Source organism: Anoxynatronum buryatiense, assembly GCF_900182905.1.
Classification (GTDB): domain Bacteria; phylum Bacillota; class Clostridia; order Peptostreptococcales; family Tindalliaceae; genus Anoxynatronum; species Anoxynatronum buryatiense.
In genome coordinates, this window is the sequence record NZ_FXUF01000011.1 from 103,602 (window position 1) to 120,627 (window position 17,026).

21 protein-coding genes are annotated in these 17,026 nt (G+C 43.3%); 3 read left to right on the forward strand and 18 right to left on the reverse strand.

What is annotated here, in order from left to right; genetic code table 11:
* Positions 1-99: 99 nt before the first annotated feature.
* The 4 genes from QOL74_RS13480 to QOL74_RS13495 form a co-directional block, all read right to left on the reverse strand.
* The gene (locus QOL74_RS13480; protein ID WP_283410015.1) at positions 100-555 is read right to left on the reverse strand and encodes a DUF3795 domain-containing protein; all 456 of its coding nucleotides are present in this window, start codon (positions 553-555) and stop codon (positions 100-102) included.
* A gap of 32 nt (positions 556-587) precedes the next feature.
* On the reverse strand, positions 588-1,652 hold the full coding sequence (locus QOL74_RS13485; RefSeq protein ID WP_283410016.1) for a 4Fe-4S dicluster domain-containing protein: 1,065 nt from the start codon (positions 1,650-1,652) through the stop codon (positions 588-590).
* Between the two features lie 169 nt (positions 1,653-1,821).
* Positions 1,822-2,412 carry a hypothetical protein gene (locus tag QOL74_RS13490; RefSeq protein ID WP_283410017.1) on the reverse strand — a complete coding sequence of 197 codons (591 nt, stop codon included), beginning with the start codon at positions 2,410-2,412 and terminating at the stop codon, positions 1,822-1,824.
* 117 nt (positions 2,413-2,529) lie between these two features.
* Positions 2,530-2,706 (reverse strand): hypothetical protein, encoded by a 177-nt coding sequence (locus tag QOL74_RS13495; protein ID WP_283410018.1) that lies wholly within the window; start codon positions 2,704-2,706, stop codon positions 2,530-2,532.
* 236 nt (positions 2,707-2,942) lie between these two features.
* On the opposite strand from QOL74_RS13495, the gene QOL74_RS13500 reads away from it, so the two are divergent.
* Both QOL74_RS13500 and QOL74_RS13505 read left to right on the forward strand, forming a co-directional pair.
* On the forward strand, positions 2,943-3,701 hold the full coding sequence (locus tag QOL74_RS13500; RefSeq protein ID WP_283410019.1) for an EFR1 family ferrodoxin: 759 nt from the start codon (positions 2,943-2,945) through the stop codon (positions 3,699-3,701).
* A 94-nt stretch (positions 3,702-3,795) separates the two neighbouring features.
* Positions 3,796-4,647 (forward strand): arginase family protein, encoded by an 852-nt coding sequence (locus QOL74_RS13505; protein WP_283410020.1) that lies wholly within the window; start codon positions 3,796-3,798, stop codon positions 4,645-4,647.
* A gap of 66 nt (positions 4,648-4,713) precedes the next feature.
* Here QOL74_RS13505 and QOL74_RS13510 read toward each other — a convergent pair whose 3' ends face one another.
* Positions 4,714-5,646 (reverse strand): helix-turn-helix transcriptional regulator, encoded by a 933-nt coding sequence (locus QOL74_RS13510; protein WP_283410021.1) that lies wholly within the window; start codon positions 5,644-5,646, stop codon positions 4,714-4,716.
* A 123-nt stretch (positions 5,647-5,769) separates the two neighbouring features.
* Between QOL74_RS13510 and QOL74_RS13515 the strand changes: the two genes are divergently transcribed.
* Positions 5,770-6,402 (forward strand): type 1 glutamine amidotransferase family protein, encoded by a 633-nt coding sequence (locus QOL74_RS13515; protein ID WP_283410022.1) that lies wholly within the window; start codon positions 5,770-5,772, stop codon positions 6,400-6,402.
* A gap of 104 nt (positions 6,403-6,506) precedes the next feature.
* On the opposite strand, the gene QOL74_RS13520 is transcribed toward QOL74_RS13515, so the two are convergent.
* From QOL74_RS13520 to QOL74_RS13580, 13 genes are all read right to left on the reverse strand, one after another.
* Entirely contained in the window at positions 6,507-7,424 is a 918-nt protein-coding gene (locus tag QOL74_RS13520; protein WP_283410023.1) for an alpha/beta hydrolase, read from the reverse strand.
* 33 nt (positions 7,425-7,457) lie between these two features.
* On the reverse strand, positions 7,458-8,219 hold the full coding sequence (locus tag QOL74_RS13525) for an MBL fold metallo-hydrolase (RefSeq protein WP_283410024.1): 762 nt from the start codon (positions 8,217-8,219) through the stop codon (positions 7,458-7,460).
* 139 nt (positions 8,220-8,358) lie between these two features.
* The gene (locus QOL74_RS13530; RefSeq protein WP_283410025.1) at positions 8,359-9,060 is read right to left on the reverse strand and encodes a stalk domain-containing protein; all 702 of its coding nucleotides are present in this window, start codon (positions 9,058-9,060) and stop codon (positions 8,359-8,361) included.
* A gap of 32 nt (positions 9,061-9,092) precedes the next feature.
* Entirely contained in the window at positions 9,093-10,040 is a 948-nt protein-coding gene (locus QOL74_RS13535; protein WP_283410026.1) for a DUF4236 domain-containing protein, read from the reverse strand.
* A gap of 4 nt (positions 10,041-10,044) precedes the next feature.
* Positions 10,045-10,827 (reverse strand): potassium channel family protein, encoded by a 783-nt coding sequence (locus QOL74_RS13540; RefSeq protein ID WP_283410027.1) that lies wholly within the window; start codon positions 10,825-10,827, stop codon positions 10,045-10,047.
* Positions 10,828-11,156: 329 nt separating this feature from the next.
* Positions 11,157-11,726: a 3'-5' exonuclease gene (locus QOL74_RS13545; protein WP_283410028.1), complete on the reverse strand. Its 570-nt coding sequence runs from the start codon at positions 11,724-11,726 to the stop codon at positions 11,157-11,159.
* A 133-nt stretch (positions 11,727-11,859) separates the two neighbouring features.
* Positions 11,860-12,267 carry a VOC family protein gene (locus QOL74_RS13550; RefSeq protein ID WP_283410029.1) on the reverse strand — a complete coding sequence of 136 codons (408 nt, stop codon included), beginning with the start codon at positions 12,265-12,267 and terminating at the stop codon, positions 11,860-11,862.
* Between the two features lie 214 nt (positions 12,268-12,481).
* Entirely contained in the window at positions 12,482-13,375 is an 894-nt protein-coding gene (locus QOL74_RS13555) for a PhzF family phenazine biosynthesis protein (protein ID WP_283410030.1), read from the reverse strand.
* A 99-nt stretch (positions 13,376-13,474) separates the two neighbouring features.
* On the reverse strand, positions 13,475-14,155 hold the full coding sequence (locus QOL74_RS13560) for an epoxyqueuosine reductase (RefSeq protein ID WP_283410031.1): 681 nt from the start codon (positions 14,153-14,155) through the stop codon (positions 13,475-13,477).
* Positions 14,156-14,453: 298 nt separating this feature from the next.
* Complete coding sequence (locus tag QOL74_RS13565; RefSeq protein ID WP_283410032.1) at positions 14,454-15,047, reverse strand: GrpB family protein; 594 nt, start codon at positions 15,045-15,047, stop codon at positions 14,454-14,456.
* A gap of 258 nt (positions 15,048-15,305) precedes the next feature.
* Positions 15,306-15,488 carry a hypothetical protein gene (locus QOL74_RS13570; RefSeq protein ID WP_283410033.1) on the reverse strand — a complete coding sequence of 61 codons (183 nt, stop codon included), beginning with the start codon at positions 15,486-15,488 and terminating at the stop codon, positions 15,306-15,308.
* A 243-nt stretch (positions 15,489-15,731) separates the two neighbouring features.
* Positions 15,732-16,559, reverse strand: coding sequence for a hypothetical protein (locus QOL74_RS13575; protein ID WP_283410034.1), 828 nt, complete (start codon positions 16,557-16,559; stop codon positions 15,732-15,734).
* Entirely contained in the window at positions 16,559-17,008 is a 450-nt protein-coding gene (locus QOL74_RS13580) for a hypothetical protein (protein WP_283410035.1), read from the reverse strand. The genes QOL74_RS13575 and QOL74_RS13580 overlap by 1 nt, the downstream gene beginning before the upstream one ends.
* Positions 17,009-17,026 lie beyond the last annotated feature (18 nt).

Here is a 17,026-nt window from a genome sequence, read left to right on the forward strand (position 1 = left end):
GCCCGGGTTTCATATTGGGGGATATTTATCAATTTTAGGTGAATTCATGAAGGAGTTGTCGTTTGATCGTTTTTCCTTCTTCGGTTGACGGCATGTGGTTCATTCATTTTCTTCCCTGTTCCACCGATATTTTTTGTTGCGGTGCAGGGTATCGATCTGGCATTCCAGACACAGGCCATTGTGACAGCAGACGACCCCGCCGCATGCTTTGCACCGCCACTTTTCCGTTTCTTTTTCCAGAAATGCCTCTATTCCGTGAAAACGAAGGTATTTAAGGTTTTCAATCATGCTCATGTGATATTTTCCCCTGTAACGTCGGTCCAGTGCCTTCAGCCTTTTGCACGGGAACTCCTTGCATTCGAAGCAAAACCGGACTTTTCCTTCTGCCATCAGTTCACAGTAATGGCCCATGTGGGTGCAGTGCTCCCCTCGCGGGATACACCCCGGGCAATACTTCCGGCGAAATCCCTGTTTGTTTATATCATGCTGCATAAAAAGATAGTGGATGCACACGCCACAGTTCATGCCACAGGGAGCGATGAGATTTTCATGCACGGCGACTCCACTCCTTTTGTATCCGTTGTGTTCTAAACAAACCAGTTCACCGGTTCCTTGACCATGGGCCTGAGCTTGTACTTCTGGTTGAACTCCCGGAGGATTTGGTGCATGATCTCAGGGGAGGCGCCCATTTGCTCCACCATCAGCGGGTTCAGCTCATTACTAAAAGGGCAGCTGGCCAGGCACACACCACAGTCTGTTCCCAGCATGCGCCAGCGTCGATAACAGTCAGTATCAGAAATTTTCCAGCGCATATCACCGTTAATGAGTTCCTTATCTCCCCTGGGAATGGCCTTCCCCGGACAGGATATGGCGCACCGGTTGCAAAGTGTGCAAAACTCCTGAATTCCAAACTCGAAGGGCTTGTCTGATACCAGGGGAAGGTCGGTGGTAACCACACCCAGCCGGACCCGTGGACCAAACTCTTTTGTGATCAGCAAACCATGCCGCCCGATTTCTCCCATCCCAGCGTCACGTGCTGCCAGAGGAGCTATGAGGAGATAGTTCCCATCCATATGGTTCCGGGCATCATACCCCAGGGAACGAATGTAATAAGAAACAATCATCCCGATAACAGCGCCATCCACATACCCCTTTACAGCAGCCAGGCTTTCCGGGATTCCCGGTGCCCGCAATATCATGTCTTTCTCCATTTCCACCGCAAATACCAACCCATAAGGATGGCTGGAAGTGACGGATTCTCCGTAATGAGCAGCTTCCCGACCCCGGTGAGAGTAATAGTGATGATCCTTCATGGCACAGACGCCCGTGAGCTTTGCACCATAATAAACTGCCAAACCCTTCAGAAGCCGGGTCATTTCTTCTGGCTCCGGAACACCTGTTTTTTCTTTTGCCGGTTCCCCTTCACTCAGGTGCTTTATTTCCGACAAAAACTGGAAGGCGGACCCCACCAAAGGGGAATGGATGGGATGGTAGGTAGCGCTTCCGGGTTCTCCCAGGGGTGGCATTCCTCGCAGTGCACTGTCAATTTCCTTCATTTCCGGGTGGCGCCGGTAATAATCATCGTATTCGGGAGATCTGGGAGAATAGTTCATGCGGGCAAAGAGAATATCCCGTTCATCGAATCGTTTCATGGCATCTCTCCTGTTCTAAACTAATTGCCAGTGATCTTCGCACCTTTGGCATTCAGCCCTCCATGAGTCTGAAAGGTTTTCCCTATGACAATGCTGTGGCAGAAGCCACATTCGAAACGATTTTGCCTTGCAAATGGCACACCTGATAGTCAGCATGTGCCCATCTTCTTTAGGTAAATTCATGAAGGAGTTGCAGTTTGACCACTTTTCCTTCTTCTATATAGAAGAAGAGATAAGTGTAAGGGTTGTCTTCGAACATGAACTCATAGCGGCCGTTGGTCCCGGAGGTACCGTCCATGCTGCGGGTCACTTCTGGGTATGCCAGCATCAGGTCGTCCAGCGTGTGACCCAGGCCGATTCCTCGGTTGGTTGTGACACGCTGGTTTTCCGTTTCGATGTTGATGAGGTAGAACCGCCGGCCGCCCTGGGGTGGTGAAAAGAGAATGAGCCGTGTATCCTGATAGATCAGTGTCTTTTTATGACTTCCGGTGAAAGTGTCGGCATTTTCAAGGATGACGGTTTCTTCCATCAAAGGCGTGCCCAAGATTTCTTCCAGGTTCATTTCGTCTTCATACGCTAGTAAAACGACTCTTCCTTCTGAAAAATGAAGAATGCCGTCATCTGAAATGCCTTGCTGGGAAGCTTCCTCCTGCAAAGACGCTTCCACTTCAGGCTGTTGTCCTTCTTCCGAAGGATGATCTGGCGGCGGTTCTGGATCATGTGTGCAGCCAATGGCAATTATCAGGATAACCCACACCATTACTATGCAGCTCTTTTTTTTCACGGATGTATGCGCCTTCTTTCCTTATGATTACTTCCTCTCCTGCCGGCGTCAACAGATTCTCACTTGCCATAACCTTTCAAGGGTTTCCGGGGATCAGATCCATTGCCTGCGATACTTATACAGGGCGACCAGAGCAAGCACGGTGCCTGCTATTATGGTGACATCTCCATAAACAACGCCTGTGATAAACAGCCCCACTACACACAAAGAGACAACGATAAAGATCACTTTCGCCGCAAAAAATTGGTTGATGATTTCTGTCATTTTCATCATGCACCTCATTTCATGTATTGTTTTATATGGCTATTTTTCTCGTGGCTCGCTTGATGATCCACTGCGTGTGTGGATGATCAGACTGACGCCTTTCTAATCTCCACCCAATGAAGATAAACTATGCGCGCGTTAAACAACGGCGCTTCTTTCTCGTAGTAGAATAAGTAGTGTGATTAAACACTGATATCATCCACCAAATGAATAGGTTGAAGGATGTGAAGGATGTGATGCCAGTGAAACGGACACTAATCATCTATCATTCAGGTGCCGGGAGTACCAAAACCATCGCTGAGATATATCACGAAAAATTAAAAGACTTGTCACCAGATCTAATACCCATAACCTTACCTTTTCCCTATGAAATTCTGGGACATTATGATCTGATTGTGTTGGGTTTTCCAACTTACCATGGGGAAGCACCTCATTCCATGGTGCAGTTTGTCGAAAATATGCCTTCGTTTGAACCTCAAAAAACAGCTTTTCTCTTTACCACCTACGGACTTTATCCTGCAAATGCATTGTATCATTTAGGAAAAAAGCTGAAGGAGAAAAATTGCGTATTATCTTTTACTGCAGGCTACCGGGCTCCTGCCACCGATGCGGCACTTTTATTACCGCCCATGAAACCACTGTTTCGGTATGGAAAAAACACTGTTAAAAAGTTGAATAATCACCTGGAACATATCCGAAAGTGCATTGTATCATCCCAGATTGTGGAAATAAATCCCCGGTTCAGGTTACATGCACTTCTTAACTACCCAAACCAGTACTTTGGTAAAAGGGTTACACATCAACTTACGGTTGATGATACCCTATGTGTGCAGTGCAACCGATGTGTCCATCAATGCATCCTTACATGCTGGCATCGAGGCTCCAGCTCCTTGGTACCGGTTTATGACAACACCCACTGCGAATACTGCTTTAAATGTGTGCACCATTGTCCGGCCAATGCCATTATGTTATCTTCAAAGACAAAGGACGCCCCAAATTAAACCAGGTATTCTATCAAAAAAGAAAAGAGGCGCTTTTGTCTTGCCTCCATCACGAAGAGTGTTTTGTTAATACAACCCAAGGGAGGAAATAAAAATGAAGCAATTAAAAGTTGCCGGAATCCCCATGAACTCGGGAGGTTTTTATACCGGAACTGAAACGACCCCTAAAGTCCTTCGCGAGGCCGGATTGATTGATGCATTGGAAAAGCAGGGAATCAGCGTACTGGATATGGGGGATGTCAACATTCCCAGTTATATACCCAGACACAATGTCCCTCCCATTAGAAACTGGCCCGGCCCCCGTGTTGTGTGGGAAGAGATCTGTCATCAATCAAAAGACTGGTTTCATGAAGATGAAGTACTATTATTATTTGGCGGAGACTGCAGTATTGAGACCGGTACGGTGCACAGCTTATACAGAAGGTACGCAGCCGATATTCATCTAATCGTCATTGATGCCCATATAGACGCTTACAAGCCTTCCGCCGATCATTGCATGGGTGCGGCCGGAATGGGGCTGTGGTTTCTTCTGGAAGAAAATGATTTTCTTAACAGCTTGAAGGGATTTAGCGGCGACAACGTATCCATTGTCGGGTATCAGCATGAATCAGAAATCAACACAGATGTTAAGAAGCACCCGCTGTCTGAACTGCGGGAAAAAGGAATACGCCAGATAATCCAAAAGGTTCTTCAGGAAATCCCACAAAACCGAAAAATCATGGTGCATTTGGATTTGGATGTGATTGCCAAGGCAGAAATGCATGCCGTCTATTCTCCCAGTGAAGCCGGACTTTCTATGACAGAAACCACAAGCCTTCTCCGGGAGATTCTTGCCGATTCCAGAACTGCCGGGGTCGAAATAACCGAATTTTTTCCTCCCTATGATCCCGACGGAAGTCAGTCTAAGGCGTTAATCAATATGCTTGTTGATGTCTTTAGAGAATAAGCCTTTCTGATCGCACACCCTTGGCCTATGCTGTAAAGTGTTTTAACATGAGAATAAACTTCTGTTCTATCTATTGTATAAAGTGGCGATATTATGTATTCTGCGCTTCATTTCTGCGCGGATATGCAACGGCTCTAAACACTCGCACTTATCTCCAAAGCTGAAAAGAATGTTGTAGTGGTATTCGTTCTCTATGAAAGGAAAGCGAACAATATAATGCTCATCACCTTCTGGCGAAAAGTTGTCATCAGTGCAATAATCAAGCACCCTGTCCATGACTGATTGGTGAATCCGAAGTTTGATTTTTGTTTGCATTGTTGCCCAGACATCGGCAAAGTCCAACTGCGGTTTTGGATATTCCCGTGGCGTAAAACACGTCTCCTGAATTTGCAGGTTTGATGTGCGGGATAGTTTGAACAGGCGAAAATCAGTTCTTTTATGACAAAACCCTTGCCAATACCAATGGCTATTTTTCAGTACAAGCTGATACGGTTCGGCTTTTCGTGCCATTTTATTTCCGTAGCGGTCTGCATATTCAAAGGAAAGCAGCCTGCTTTCCTGCAACGCTGTTTGGATCATTTGCAAATATGGCTGTATGTTTCTGTTGCCCATCCAGGGACTTAAATCTACATGTATTTGACTTGCTTTTAGTTCAATGTCTCTCGCTCTGTCAGCGGGGATAAAGCTCTTCACTTTTGCAAGGACGTTTACCAGTTCATTACCCCGGATCATGCTGGAAAGACTGGAAAGCCCCATCAGGATAGCGGAAAGGTCGGCAGTCGAAAAAACCTTTCTATCAACCTTGTACGCCTGCAGAATTTCAAAGCCGCCGCCTACTCCCGATACTGATCGAACAGGAATGCCTGCCATGTTGATGCTGTCGATGTCGCGGTAGATTGTGCGAAGTGAAACTTCAAACATATCTGCCAGCTCCTGTGCGCTTATACGCTCTCGATCCAAGAGTATCATAATCATGCTGACGAGCCTGTCAATTTTCATCCGAGAGCCGCCTTTCAGTATTTCTTTGACTGTCGCAGATTGCTGCCAGATTGTTGCCATACTGTTGTCAACAATCGAATGGTAGAATGAAAAAGCAGGTAATCAAAGGAAATGGAGGAATTGATGTTGACAATCTATGTTTATGTTCTTGATACTTTAGCCGACTGGGAACTGGGATATGTTACTTCGGAGCTGAACTCTGGTCGATTTTTCAAAAAGGGAGAGCAGCGGGTATCGCTCAAAACGGTCAGTTATTCAAAGGAGCCAATCAATACAATGGGCGGGTTAACCATCGTGCCCCATTGCTTAATTGATGAGATTGCCGTGAGTGAAACAAGCGTGTTGTTATTACCGGGCGCAGATACGTGGAACGACCCAAAGCATGGCGCTATCATCGAAAAAGCAAGGGAATTTCTCTCTTTGGGCGCCACCGTGTGTGCCATCTGTGGTGCTACCGCCGCACTTGCCAACGCTGGGCTGTTGGATCAGCGTCCCCATACCAGCAATGGGCCCGGATTTCTTGAAATGGTTTCTCCTGGTTATCAAGGGCAACGTTTTTATGTGGACAAGCCATCTGTGGCGGATCACAACCTTATTACCGCAAGTTCCACCGGAGCTTTGTTGTGGGCGAAGCAAATCATTGAACATGCAGGTGTTTTTCAATCAAGCACACTGGAATCCTGGTATGAGTATTTTAGTACCGGTGAGCCCCAGCATTTCTTTGCCCTTATGAATTCTTTGTCGTCCAACGATTAAGGCCGATTCATGTGACGCAATTCTTCAAAAGTGGGAGCGCTGTTCACTATTTGTGGCGTGATGCCAAGGGTCCGCTCTGGAAAAGAAAAATATGCAAGTAATTTCTATTTTGAGTACTCTTTAATAAAAGCTTTGATTTCATTTTCCATTTGGGTTAATCCTGGCTCCTCTATCGGAAAATGTCCGGCTTTATCCAAGAGTACTCTTTTTTTAATAGCTGTGATTCTATTAAAAAAGATGTCACTCACCTTTACAGGCGTCCACAAATCATTTCCTGGGTGAACCATGAGAACAGGTATCTTGTCAAAGTATTCCGGCTCTATCATGGGAGCACTATTCATCATTGAAAGCAGAAAATTTATATCGACTTTACTTCCTGGACCTCGTTTATCTCTTAACAGTACTTTTAGTATGCTCTTATCATTTACGAGACCATCCATGTTTGTCACCATTTTAATCGGTATTCTAAAATTCTTGAAGAACTCAGGTAGTAGATTCAAGAGTTTTATTCCAAATATTGCCTGAAATTTATTTTTTGCGGAATATAGCCTTACTTCTTCTTCACGGCTATCCAGGATGTTCGTGAAGATTAATCCAGATAAATCTTTGTTTCTACATGCAACATTGTATGCAAGCATCCCCCCTGCACTCAATCCGATTACAAATACTTTTCTCAATTTCTTTAGTTCTTCTTCTGCTATTCTGCTCCCAATATCAATCCAGTCATTATATCTTATTTTTTTTCGATATTTTGTGAATCCATATCCCGGCAGATCTGGGCAAATGACATTGAAACCTTCTGCTACAAGAGGTGCTGCAAAAAATGAAACAATACGTCCATTTCCACCAACGCCATGAAAAACGATTACCGTTGTGTTTGAACCCTGCTCATACTCATCAATATGAACATCCATATCATTGATTGTTAAATATTTTTCAACTGGCGCTATTTTATCACTCAAACGATTTTTTTCAGGCAAAAGAGCTTGAAGCTGTTTCCAAGTATCATCTTTTTCGTACATAGCTTTCTCCTTTTCATTGTGTCACAGATGGGATCATGTGTTGAGTTCTTCTGCCTTATCCCCCAGCTCGCGAATGACATCATCTCGCCTCAGAGGCATGCCATGGCCATGGACTACCGTTTTGAAATCATAAGTTAGCATTTGACTGAGCACTATTTTAGAAAATCCATTTTTCGTTACCGCCGACACATCCCCTCGGTGCGTTTTACGTTCATGGTAAGGCGGCGGGTAGAAGGCATCCCCCGTAAACATCACCTGATCATGTTCATCATAAATTAAAATGGAATCCTCCGAGTGTAGGCTATTGGTGCTATCCAACAACAGTCGTCCATCTGCCAGCTCTATCACCATGCGTTCCCGAAAAGTTGTTTGTGGAAGCCGAATGTGAAAATCGTCCCAGTTATGAACCGCTCGTATTTTTACATCATGACTGGTCTTGTTCTGTGGGTATTTGGCTGCTTCCTGCTTTAGAAATTCAGCGCTCCAGGGCTTCTGAGCTTCCACCTTCAGGTAGTCCAAGCATTTTTCGTGGGCAATAATGGGGGCATCAAAAGACATGGCACCAAAAACATGATCCCAGTGGTGATGAGTATAGATGATATGCGACACAGGGGGCGCTTTCATGGAAGCCAGCACTTCCTGTATAAATGTTCCCCAGACAGGACCATTGCCGCAATCTATCAACACTGTCTGTGTTCCATTGTTAATAATGCCTACATTGGGCTGGATTCCCCGGTTGCTGCCAACAATCATCCATACCCTGTCAGTCAATTTCCTAACTCGCCTTTTGTTCATTGTGGCTTATCTCTCCTTGGCGTCACTTGTAACAGTTCCATATCATTCAACTTTTTTCTATTTGGTGATTGGTTTAACGCTTGCAAAAACTGATACGCTGTCGCTCTCAAAACAAAAAGTGGCCCACTCACAACTCCAACTATTCTACATAAGCAACTCCCTCAGCTTTGATCTCTGCCAGCCGCTTTTCTGCGATGCCATTTATACGCGTCATATCGTCAACGGAACGAAAGGGTCTGAGACGAATTATCTGCTCTGCACGCTCTTCGTCAATGTGTATAATTTTTTTGAGTTCTTCAATTCCGGCAGTGTTAATGTTAACGCTGCCAGTTTGAGGCGCAACTATTGTTGGTTGATTAACCGTAGGTGCCGGGGTAACGGCAGGTGGTGGTGCAACCTCATTAGCCTGCACAGCTTGGCTGTTAATTGCCACGGTTCTTGATTCAGAAATCCATTCTACATTGGCATTCAGGCTTTCTGCAATGAAACGAGCCGGAACCATTGTTCTGCCATCAACCAGCGTTCCAGGGACGTCAATTTCTACAGGGACATTGTTCACGGTGGGGAAACGACTCCCAATTTGCAATACAACTGTGGTATCGTCTTTTGTACCTGTAACTGTTCTAGTGTCATTATTCCAGTGAATTTCAGCACCAAGCGCTTCAAATATACCTCTTAGAGGAACCAATGTCCGACCTTCAACGATTGCAGGTGGCACATCGAACTGAAGCAGGTGTCCGTCAACAGTAACTTTCGTGTGTTGCGCTGCAGAAGCGGGAGTCACAAAAAAGCTTGCGAACAATAAAATGAGTGCTGCGGTAATCAACAATTGCCTTTTCATATAACATCCTCCTTTTCATATATGTTGATTCCCTAAGCTTCCAGCTCCGCCAATCGTGTACTGACATCTTCATAGTTAATATCAAAAGCTGCAACTTTTTGAAACTGTTTCACTGCTTTTTTCACGTCTCCAGACCCTTGGTAGGCACAACCAAGTATATACCTAAACATCTTCATCAGACCATCCATGTTTTGTTTACGAGTTGGGCCAGTTTCCAATACCGCCACTGCCTGTTCCGGCTTTCCAGATTCCAGCAACGCATTGCCCAAAGCTATCAGGAGAGGCAACTCTTTCGCCATTTCCTCCGGCATCTGTTGCAACTCACGTACAGCTTCTTCATATTTGCCGATCTCAGAAAGAGCGAGCCCGTAATTAAATCGAACCATGTAATCATTTGGATCTCTTTCCAAATATGCCTCATAATAGTGGATTACCTTATCATGTTTTGCCAAGTGATACGCGCTATCTGCCATCAGTGGATAAATAGAATAAGTTTCCGGCATTAGTTCCTGTACCTTCACCAATTCATCCAACGCCTCCTTGTGCTGAGCTTTCAGATAATACTTCTTACCTTCTCTGTAATGTCTGTTGGCCTTCCATTTGGGAGATTTAAACCATAATAAAGCGTAAATCACCAAACCAATCGCCCCAAGACCGCCAACTGGCAAGAGCAAGATCGATGCGATCAAAAGAATAGTCGGAAGTGACGTTTTTATTTCCGGAGGGGCTGGGAGTTGGGCGTTCATTACAGGCGCTTCCGTCCTTTTATTGACGGGAGTGTTCTTTCGCTGCTTACTCTTACCCGCGTAGTTAATCGCATACAGGCCCGTTCCTGGTATTCCTGCGGATGTATAGGCTCCGCGGGGACCCAATCCTACTCGAGCACCTTTTCCACCAACACTAATACCAAGGCCGCCTTTGCTGAGATTTAGTCTTGCCCCCTTCCCAAGACTGATGCTTCTACGAAACCGTATACCCATCATCTCACTCCTTTTTTAGCAGACTCTTTAATACTGCCGACATCTGGTCAATCTCCTCTTCTGACAGATTGTCAAAGTCATCTAGTTTAAGTTTTATTGATTGAACAGTCATGTCACGATAAGATACTGCTTCTGTTTTTTTGTCGCCCAGGAAATATGTGGCAATTGTACCGGTTACCATGCCCAGAAATCCTATTCCCACCAACATTAGCACCGATGCTAAAAGCTTGCCTCCGTTGGTCGATGGTGAAATATCACCGTATCCAACCGTGGTGATGGTAACAAAACTCCACCAAAGAGAATCAATCACACTCATATCCTCAAGCAGATAGATGCTTACAGCGCCCATAAGCGTAACCGCCATCGTTATAAACACCATATAAATCAATCCATTGGTGCGTATAAACACACTGAATTTATCTTTAAAACGGGAAAGCCAGACAGCCACACGCACAAGGCGCATGGTTCGAGTCAAGCGAATCAAACGGGTTAGTCGTGCTAATCTGGCAAGACGAAATACAGAAGAAAAAGGAACAATAGCAACAAGATCAGGAATATTACTGCGGATAAACGTTTTCTTTTTTTCAGCCCAGAATAAGCGGATGACATAATCTAACGCAAAAATGATTAAGATGCTGGTATCTACACGCTGAAACAGTATTGATGCCTGAGGCGATAACTCCAAACGGTATTCGATAAATAGCATTATCACTACCACCACGACAAGTATGACCATGAACCACTCGTATACATTAGCCCAACGCTTTTTTGATACCAAGGTGCTCACCTCGTTATTGATTCTTAATTTTGTTCGCTGAATCTTTGATCAGTGCATGTGCATGGCAAAGGTGATTTCGTCATCTGTCATATTGTCAAAAATAAAGAACAAGACCTCTTTCATGTTTACGCTCCCTTATGATGCTGTGAAATACTGACGGTACCGGAGAACAGAATCTCGGCATCATCACATCGGATTAGTGATACGATCTAATTGGGAGTGTAAACTAAATTGTGCTTTTAGCTAATCCAACTATCATATCCACGGGGAGAAGATGGAAATGGTCAAGAGTAAAAAACAAGAATCATGGCCCAAGGACAGGCCCTTCCACTGCAAGGTCAGTACCCATCAGAACGAATTTTGCCCAAACCAACGCCATAGCCTCTGGCCATATCTACTATGGAATCCTGTTGCCGTTCATGCATCAGGCATAACAACACCTCAGCCGCCGCCTGGGCGTCTTCAAGGGCGTCGTGATGCTTGAAACGAAACCCAATATGATGTGCCACTGTGGGAAGCTTGTAGTTTATCAGTTCGGGAAGTGCTTTGCGTGCCAGCTTTAGAGTGCAAAGGTAGTCGATGGCAGGATACTTAAGGTTGTATTGATCCAGGGAGCAACGAAGTACTCCCATGTCAAAAGAGGCGTTGTGGGCCACGACAATTTTTGATTCCAGTATGTCACTCACTTCATGCCACAATTCTTTAAAAGTGGGAGCGTTGTTCACCATTTGTGGTGTGATGCCATGGATCTGGATATTAAAGGGATTAAATTCCAGAGGTTCCGGTTTAATGAGCCAGCTTTTTCGAATGCATTCGCCGTTGTCATAGATCACCATGCCAAGGGCGCAGGCGCTGTTTCTTCTGTTATTGGCTGTTTCGAAGTCGATGGCGACGAACTTGATGGGCATGATGGTTCAGCTCCTAAACGATACCATAATGGGGCAATGCTTTAAGAATTCATATTGACACTTCGAATAGGGGCGCTGCTGAAACTGTTCAAGAAGTGATGGTTATGTCGAACTTACACTCCCTTGCCTTTTCCTACATCAACGTAAATGACGACCAGTTGTTCTCTCTGGCCCATTTCAATCGATCCTCCAAGGTATTATAGTGCAATTCCAACTTATGCCCGTCTGGATCAAGAAAATAGAATGATTCTCCCTCTGACGAGTTTTCTTTAAATGATTTTACCCCGGCGCTTTCAAGCTTTTCTTTTAATCTATGGAAATCTGAAGACAAGACATTGAATGAAATATGTGTATTATCTCCCATTGCCTCTGCAGCTCTCTCTTTATCAACATTTAAAGCAATCCACTGATTCCCGGCCAGTAAATATGCTCCCTCATCCCATTTTCCCACGATTCTAAGTCCAAGCAAATTCACATAAAAATCCAGAGATCTTTCTAAATCCGTAATTGCAAAAGTGATATGATTAATCCCGTTTATCATCCACTATCCCCCCAGCAACTGGCCTCCGTTTATAGATTGAAACTGTTCAAGAAACGCACTGCAGACTAAGCTTATACTGTACGCGACCATGACCTTGCCTGTTACCGCAGTTTTGCATAAAGATTTCACTTCTGTTAAACCCTGTCCACTCACCCTCATTAAAGTGTCTCGGCCAGCTTCTGAATCTTTGAGAAGGAAGCCGGTTCTTCTTCGATTATTCATACGTCACATCCAGCTCTTGGATGAATACTCCTGTTCCAGAAACATACACATCCATCCCATGGTGATTGCGTTTGACACTTACATATACTTTCCCGTCTTTGTTAATTTCCTGGCCCTGTTCAACAATGAAGTCGATATTGTCGATTTCTTTGTTCAGGTAGGTTAAGTAATATGCCCCCATAGCTCCTGATGCTGTGCCGGTTACCGCGTCTTCAACAGTACCAGAGTATGGTGATGAAAAGTGTCTGGCATGCATCCCAACCTGGTCTCCATCATTCAGTATGCAGAATGGATGAACGGATGTCCTCGGTTTCTCTTTAAGAATATCCGGGAATTCTCTATTATTCGGATTCATCTCTCGAAAACTGGCTAAGGACTTGATATGTACCAGTAAGGTCCATGCCCCCGTGCTCCCATACACAATGGGCAACGTTCCATCAATTTCGTCCGATAAAATCCCCATGCTTCTTGCAAGAGCATCCATCGAACCCTGGAAAGGCATGAACTGAGGTTCATCTTGCTTCATTGTAACAAACAAATTGTCTTCTCTGGTTTCAAAACGGATAGGTAATACTCCTACATTGGTTTCGATCTTAATTTCATTTACTGCTTCACCGATAAATCCTCTGGATTTCATACAGTACATTGATCCAATGGTAGCATGACCACATAAGTTGATTTTATGCCCAGGAGTAAAATACCGTAGCCTGTAATCAGCATTATCTGATTTCACTACAAAGACAGTCTCATTAAACCCAACTGCTTTAGCAATGGATTGCATGGAATCTTCGTTTAAATGATCTGCATTCAGTACAACTCCCGCTGGATTACCCTTATGAGCAACCGATGAAAATGCATCGTAATGTAGCACTTTTTGTTTTTTCATCCTTTTCCCTGCTTTCAATACGCTTTTAACCAAGTTCCTTTAAAAGTTCTGTGTTTGCGGCGGCCCTGAGTCGGCCCTCCTCTTTAATCACACCTCATGCTAATGACTATTCTTTCCCTGTCTCATTGGGCAAATTACCCTGCATTTATTGCAGTTAACAGTATTAAAGCCTCTGTCATTGGTTCCATATGTATTCAGTCTGCATTTTGCCTGATTTGCGTTTCGGCCGTCCAATGCTTTAGACGGGCAGTTTTCGATACATAGATTGCAACCATTTATACAGATGCTCTCCGCAAGTGAGTCGGAGACAAGGTCAAGCTCTGTAAGAACGATTCCCAAAGTTAACAAATTACCATGCTTTTCGTTTAGCAGTAATGTATTTTTGCCTAGTGTTCCCAGTCCTGCAAGTACGGCGGCATGTTTCATGGATAACAGCCCACGGCCCTCCAGTTTTTCTGCATCCCAGTATTCATAAGGACTGTCTGAGGGAAGCGGTACAGCATAGCCACTGGAGATTCTTTCAATCTCTTTTGCAGCTCTTAGTGCCACCCAGTCAACCTCTGGACATGTGCTGTAATTGAAATGACCGTATATCAGTCTTGGTTCTATCATTGTCAGCCCTTTTGGAAGCGCTATGCCAAACACAATGATCGATTTGCAGTCGGAAAATATATCTCTTGGGTGAAAGCCTGCTGGTGCTTCGGAAAAGCGGTCAACGTTAGCGACACCACACACATCCGCACCAAGATTTAATATAAATTCTTTGATCTGATTCTTCACTCTTAAGCCCCCCTCTTGCATATATGCTATGTACATAATTCTTGTTTTGCAGTTTTGCACAAACGTAATTTGAAAAGTCATTAATCCCTCTTACTCTTACTCTTACGCAATCTGCGAGAGAACACCTCCGCACTCAAGACGTTTTTCAGCCTTAGATAGCTCTTATCTTAGGCTGAGGAAGGTGCTTTGGCTTCAACTACTAAAAGTTCACTACCCTAAGCAACCAAAGCAGCCAAAGCGAACTTGAGTGCATTGTTAGGTGATGTCGTTCACTGAAACTACCATTCATACTACTTTGTCAAGTAGTCTTATTGGGAGTATATCGGTTAACATAACACATTCTTGCTCTTTTAGTGTGCTCAAGTATAAACTCACTTTTGGCCTCAGTATATCCATCTCTATTGTTCTCAAAACCTTTCAATAAGCTTACCTTCAATTCTGCATACTCTGCTGCTATGTCAAGATGTTCAATCAGATAATCTCTGAAGTATAGTTCATTCCAATCACCTAAGTATCTTACGTGAAGATGATAGACTTTTTCAGCATATCCGCTTGGGGTATATCCTTTATTAAATACCAAATTTAAATCTGGCTCAAATTCACTTGACATGATTGTCCATCCTGCTGCTTTCAACCTTAAGATTATCTGATGAATATCACAGTCTCCACTTAACTCTAATAAGATATCAATTGTTGGCTTTGCTATTAAGCCTGGTACTGCACTACTTCCAATATGGTTAATTCTACTGATAAATGTACCATTAATTGCTTCTATAATATTATTCTTCTCATCTTCATACCAATCATAATATTGGGGATTGTGTTCTTTTAGAATGATTGGAAATAGCATCCATAATTCTTCTAAAGTCATATCTGATAATTTTTTCTCCATACTTCCCTCCACGCAAGATAAAATCGAAAATCAAACTGGTGAACAATGTCACCTAACGTCCTGCGAATTCTCGAAGTCTGGTTGCTACATTCATATTATCTCAGATTTTGGGAATTCACTGTTAGACGATGGACATGCCCCCAGATTCAGAGACGACCATGGATGGGAGTCCCTTATACTTTTCTCTTGAGCTATGTACCATGCAAAATAAGAAAAGTGCGTCTTAATTACATATGCGGATTATGCTCATTAGTCTTGTTAATCCTTTTTTAAGCCAAAAGTCCCCAAGACAATACCAAGAACCATAGATAACAACCCAGCGTATTTTGGTACTTGCATATACCCTGCTTGAATGGCTACATCTGCAAAACCTAATACACCAACAGAATACATGATTGACCCTCCAATAAAAAGCATTCCTCCGAATACTACTTTTTTCATACGTAACCCCCTCGTTGTATAATGATAATATTTATTGCATATCTATCTGCGAATGTGCAATAAGACAATTTATTCACTAACGTCCACATTCCGTCTTTTTCAAATCCGCACATAGATACACAGTCGCCTAACTTTTTGCAGGTTTCCGAAGTTCATGAGGTTTAGGGCGACTGTCCTTACCGAATGAATTTGGATGCAGCGACATAGGAGCGAAATCGGAAACCTTGCCGTTATGCGCAGTATCTAACGGAAGTTCTCCATAAACTTCCTGGCCACTTCAATTAATTCTTCTGAATTAGTTATAATTAGCTGGGAAGTCTTAATTGCTGTAGGTAAATTCTTAATGAACGAACCAATTCCTCTTAACGCCTTTTTGATCTTTACCATCTTCGGTTCAGAAGCGTTCACATTCTCAGTAATCGTATCTAAGTCGTCCAGAAATTCTTCTACCGACGCATCTTTACAACCTGATTCTTCTACTGAAACTTTTAAAGATGAGACTAATTCATTAATTCTCTCTACTTCATTTATAATATACTCATTCGACGAATTGATATTGCCAGATGCAATATTAGCAGTTCCGTAATTCTTATCTATGTATTGGTTAATATTGGTTCCTGTATTGTTTCTCTGTTCTTTAGTCATAATATCCATAGATATTCTATCAGTAATAAAATCCACTAGGGGTTTGATTAGCTTCTCAACAAAGTTACGTACAATATCATTCCATTGATTACTAGAACATCTGTACTTCCTTGCTTCACCTCGAATGTCTCTATCCTGCTCTGTCAGCTCATAGAAATAGTCCAATACTGCCTTCATATGGGTTCCATGATCAACAGGATAATTGAAGTAATTCCATCCACCATCACTGATTATAAATTCAGACTTGTAGTCAATCTCTGTGCCTTGAATCTCATCTTCAATAATTCCTTGAATATATTCACAACCTTCTATATAGTGACGCAACCTCATTAGATGCAAGTTGCCTTCATCGTATTTTGCCCTTAGAGCATTTGAAGACAATCTTCTAAATTCCATACTTGTCTTTCTTAAATCGCTTAATTCCATCAAATATCCACCCCACAATACGAGCAAAACACATTAGATTTCCCTGCACAGTATAATACTTTAACATGCTTGTTACATGAAGTGCACTCAAATTCATCTTCAACACTATCTTCAGTTCTCATCTCTTGAACATTTATCTTCTTAAGCGGTTTCCACTTCATCTTAATCAATTTGGATTTATTCATTTTCTTGGCAATACCACCGAAAGCCTTATTCAACTCTTCATACATATAGTTCATTGCAAGTTCCTTAGCATGCTCAATCGCTTCTCGAGTATAGAAATTACTCACTTCGTCCGCCAAGCCACAATAGGGACAAAAAATCTCATGATAATATTCCTCTTCATTTTGGATTTCACCCGCCATAAGCCTAAACTCAGACTCGCAATACGGACATTCAAACTGTACATAACCTTCTGAATCACCTTCAATGCTAAATTCAAGATCCATCTGATTTCCTCCCTATTT

Excerpts from the sequence above, each read along its gene's own strand:
- QOL74_RS13485 (WP_283410016.1), bottom strand. The coding sequence starts at position 1,652 with ATGAAACGATTCGATGAACGGGATATTCTCTTTGCCCGCATGAACTAT.
- QOL74_RS13490 (WP_283410017.1), bottom strand. The coding sequence starts at position 2,412 with ATGGTGTGGGTTATCCTGATAATTGCCATTGGCTGCACACATGATCCA.
- QOL74_RS13495 (WP_283410018.1), bottom strand. The coding sequence starts at position 2,706 with ATGAAAATGACAGAAATCATCAACCAATTTTTTGCGGCGAAAGTGATC.
- QOL74_RS13505 (WP_283410020.1), top strand. The coding sequence starts at position 3,796 with ATGAAGCAATTAAAAGTTGCCGGAATCCCCATGAACTCGGGAGGTTTT.
- QOL74_RS13510 (WP_283410021.1), bottom strand. The coding sequence starts at position 5,646 with ATGAAAATTGACAGGCTCGTCAGCATGATTATGATACTCTTGGATCGA.
- QOL74_RS13515 (WP_283410022.1), top strand. The coding sequence starts at position 5,770 with ATGTTGACAATCTATGTTTATGTTCTTGATACTTTAGCCGACTGGGAA.
- QOL74_RS13520 (WP_283410023.1), bottom strand. The coding sequence starts at position 7,424 with ATGTACGAAAAAGATGATACTTGGAAACAGCTTCAAGCTCTTTTGCCT.
- QOL74_RS13525 (WP_283410024.1), bottom strand. The coding sequence starts at position 8,219 with ATGAACAAAAGGCGAGTTAGGAAATTGACTGACAGGGTATGGATGATT.
- QOL74_RS13530 (WP_283410025.1), bottom strand. The coding sequence starts at position 9,060 with ATGAAAAGGCAATTGTTGATTACCGCAGCACTCATTTTATTGTTCGCA.
- QOL74_RS13535 (WP_283410026.1), bottom strand. The coding sequence starts at position 10,040 with ATGGGTATACGGTTTCGTAGAAGCATCAGTCTTGGGAAGGGGGCAAGA.
- QOL74_RS13545 (WP_283410028.1), bottom strand. The coding sequence starts at position 11,726 with ATGCCCATCAAGTTCGTCGCCATCGACTTCGAAACAGCCAATAACAGA.
- QOL74_RS13550 (WP_283410029.1), bottom strand. The coding sequence starts at position 12,267 with ATGATAAACGGGATTAATCATATCACTTTTGCAATTACGGATTTAGAA.
- QOL74_RS13555 (WP_283410030.1), bottom strand. The coding sequence starts at position 13,375 with ATGAAAAAACAAAAAGTGCTACATTACGATGCATTTTCATCGGTTGCT.
- QOL74_RS13565 (WP_283410032.1), bottom strand. The coding sequence starts at position 15,047 with ATGGAGAAAAAATTATCAGATATGACTTTAGAAGAATTATGGATGCTA.
- QOL74_RS13570 (WP_283410033.1), bottom strand. The coding sequence starts at position 15,488 with ATGAAAAAAGTAGTATTCGGAGGAATGCTTTTTATTGGAGGGTCAATC.
- QOL74_RS13575 (WP_283410034.1), bottom strand. The coding sequence starts at position 16,559 with ATGGAATTAAGCGATTTAAGAAAGACAAGTATGGAATTTAGAAGATTG.
- QOL74_RS13580 (WP_283410035.1), bottom strand. The coding sequence starts at position 17,008 with ATGGATCTTGAATTTAGCATTGAAGGTGATTCAGAAGGTTATGTACAG.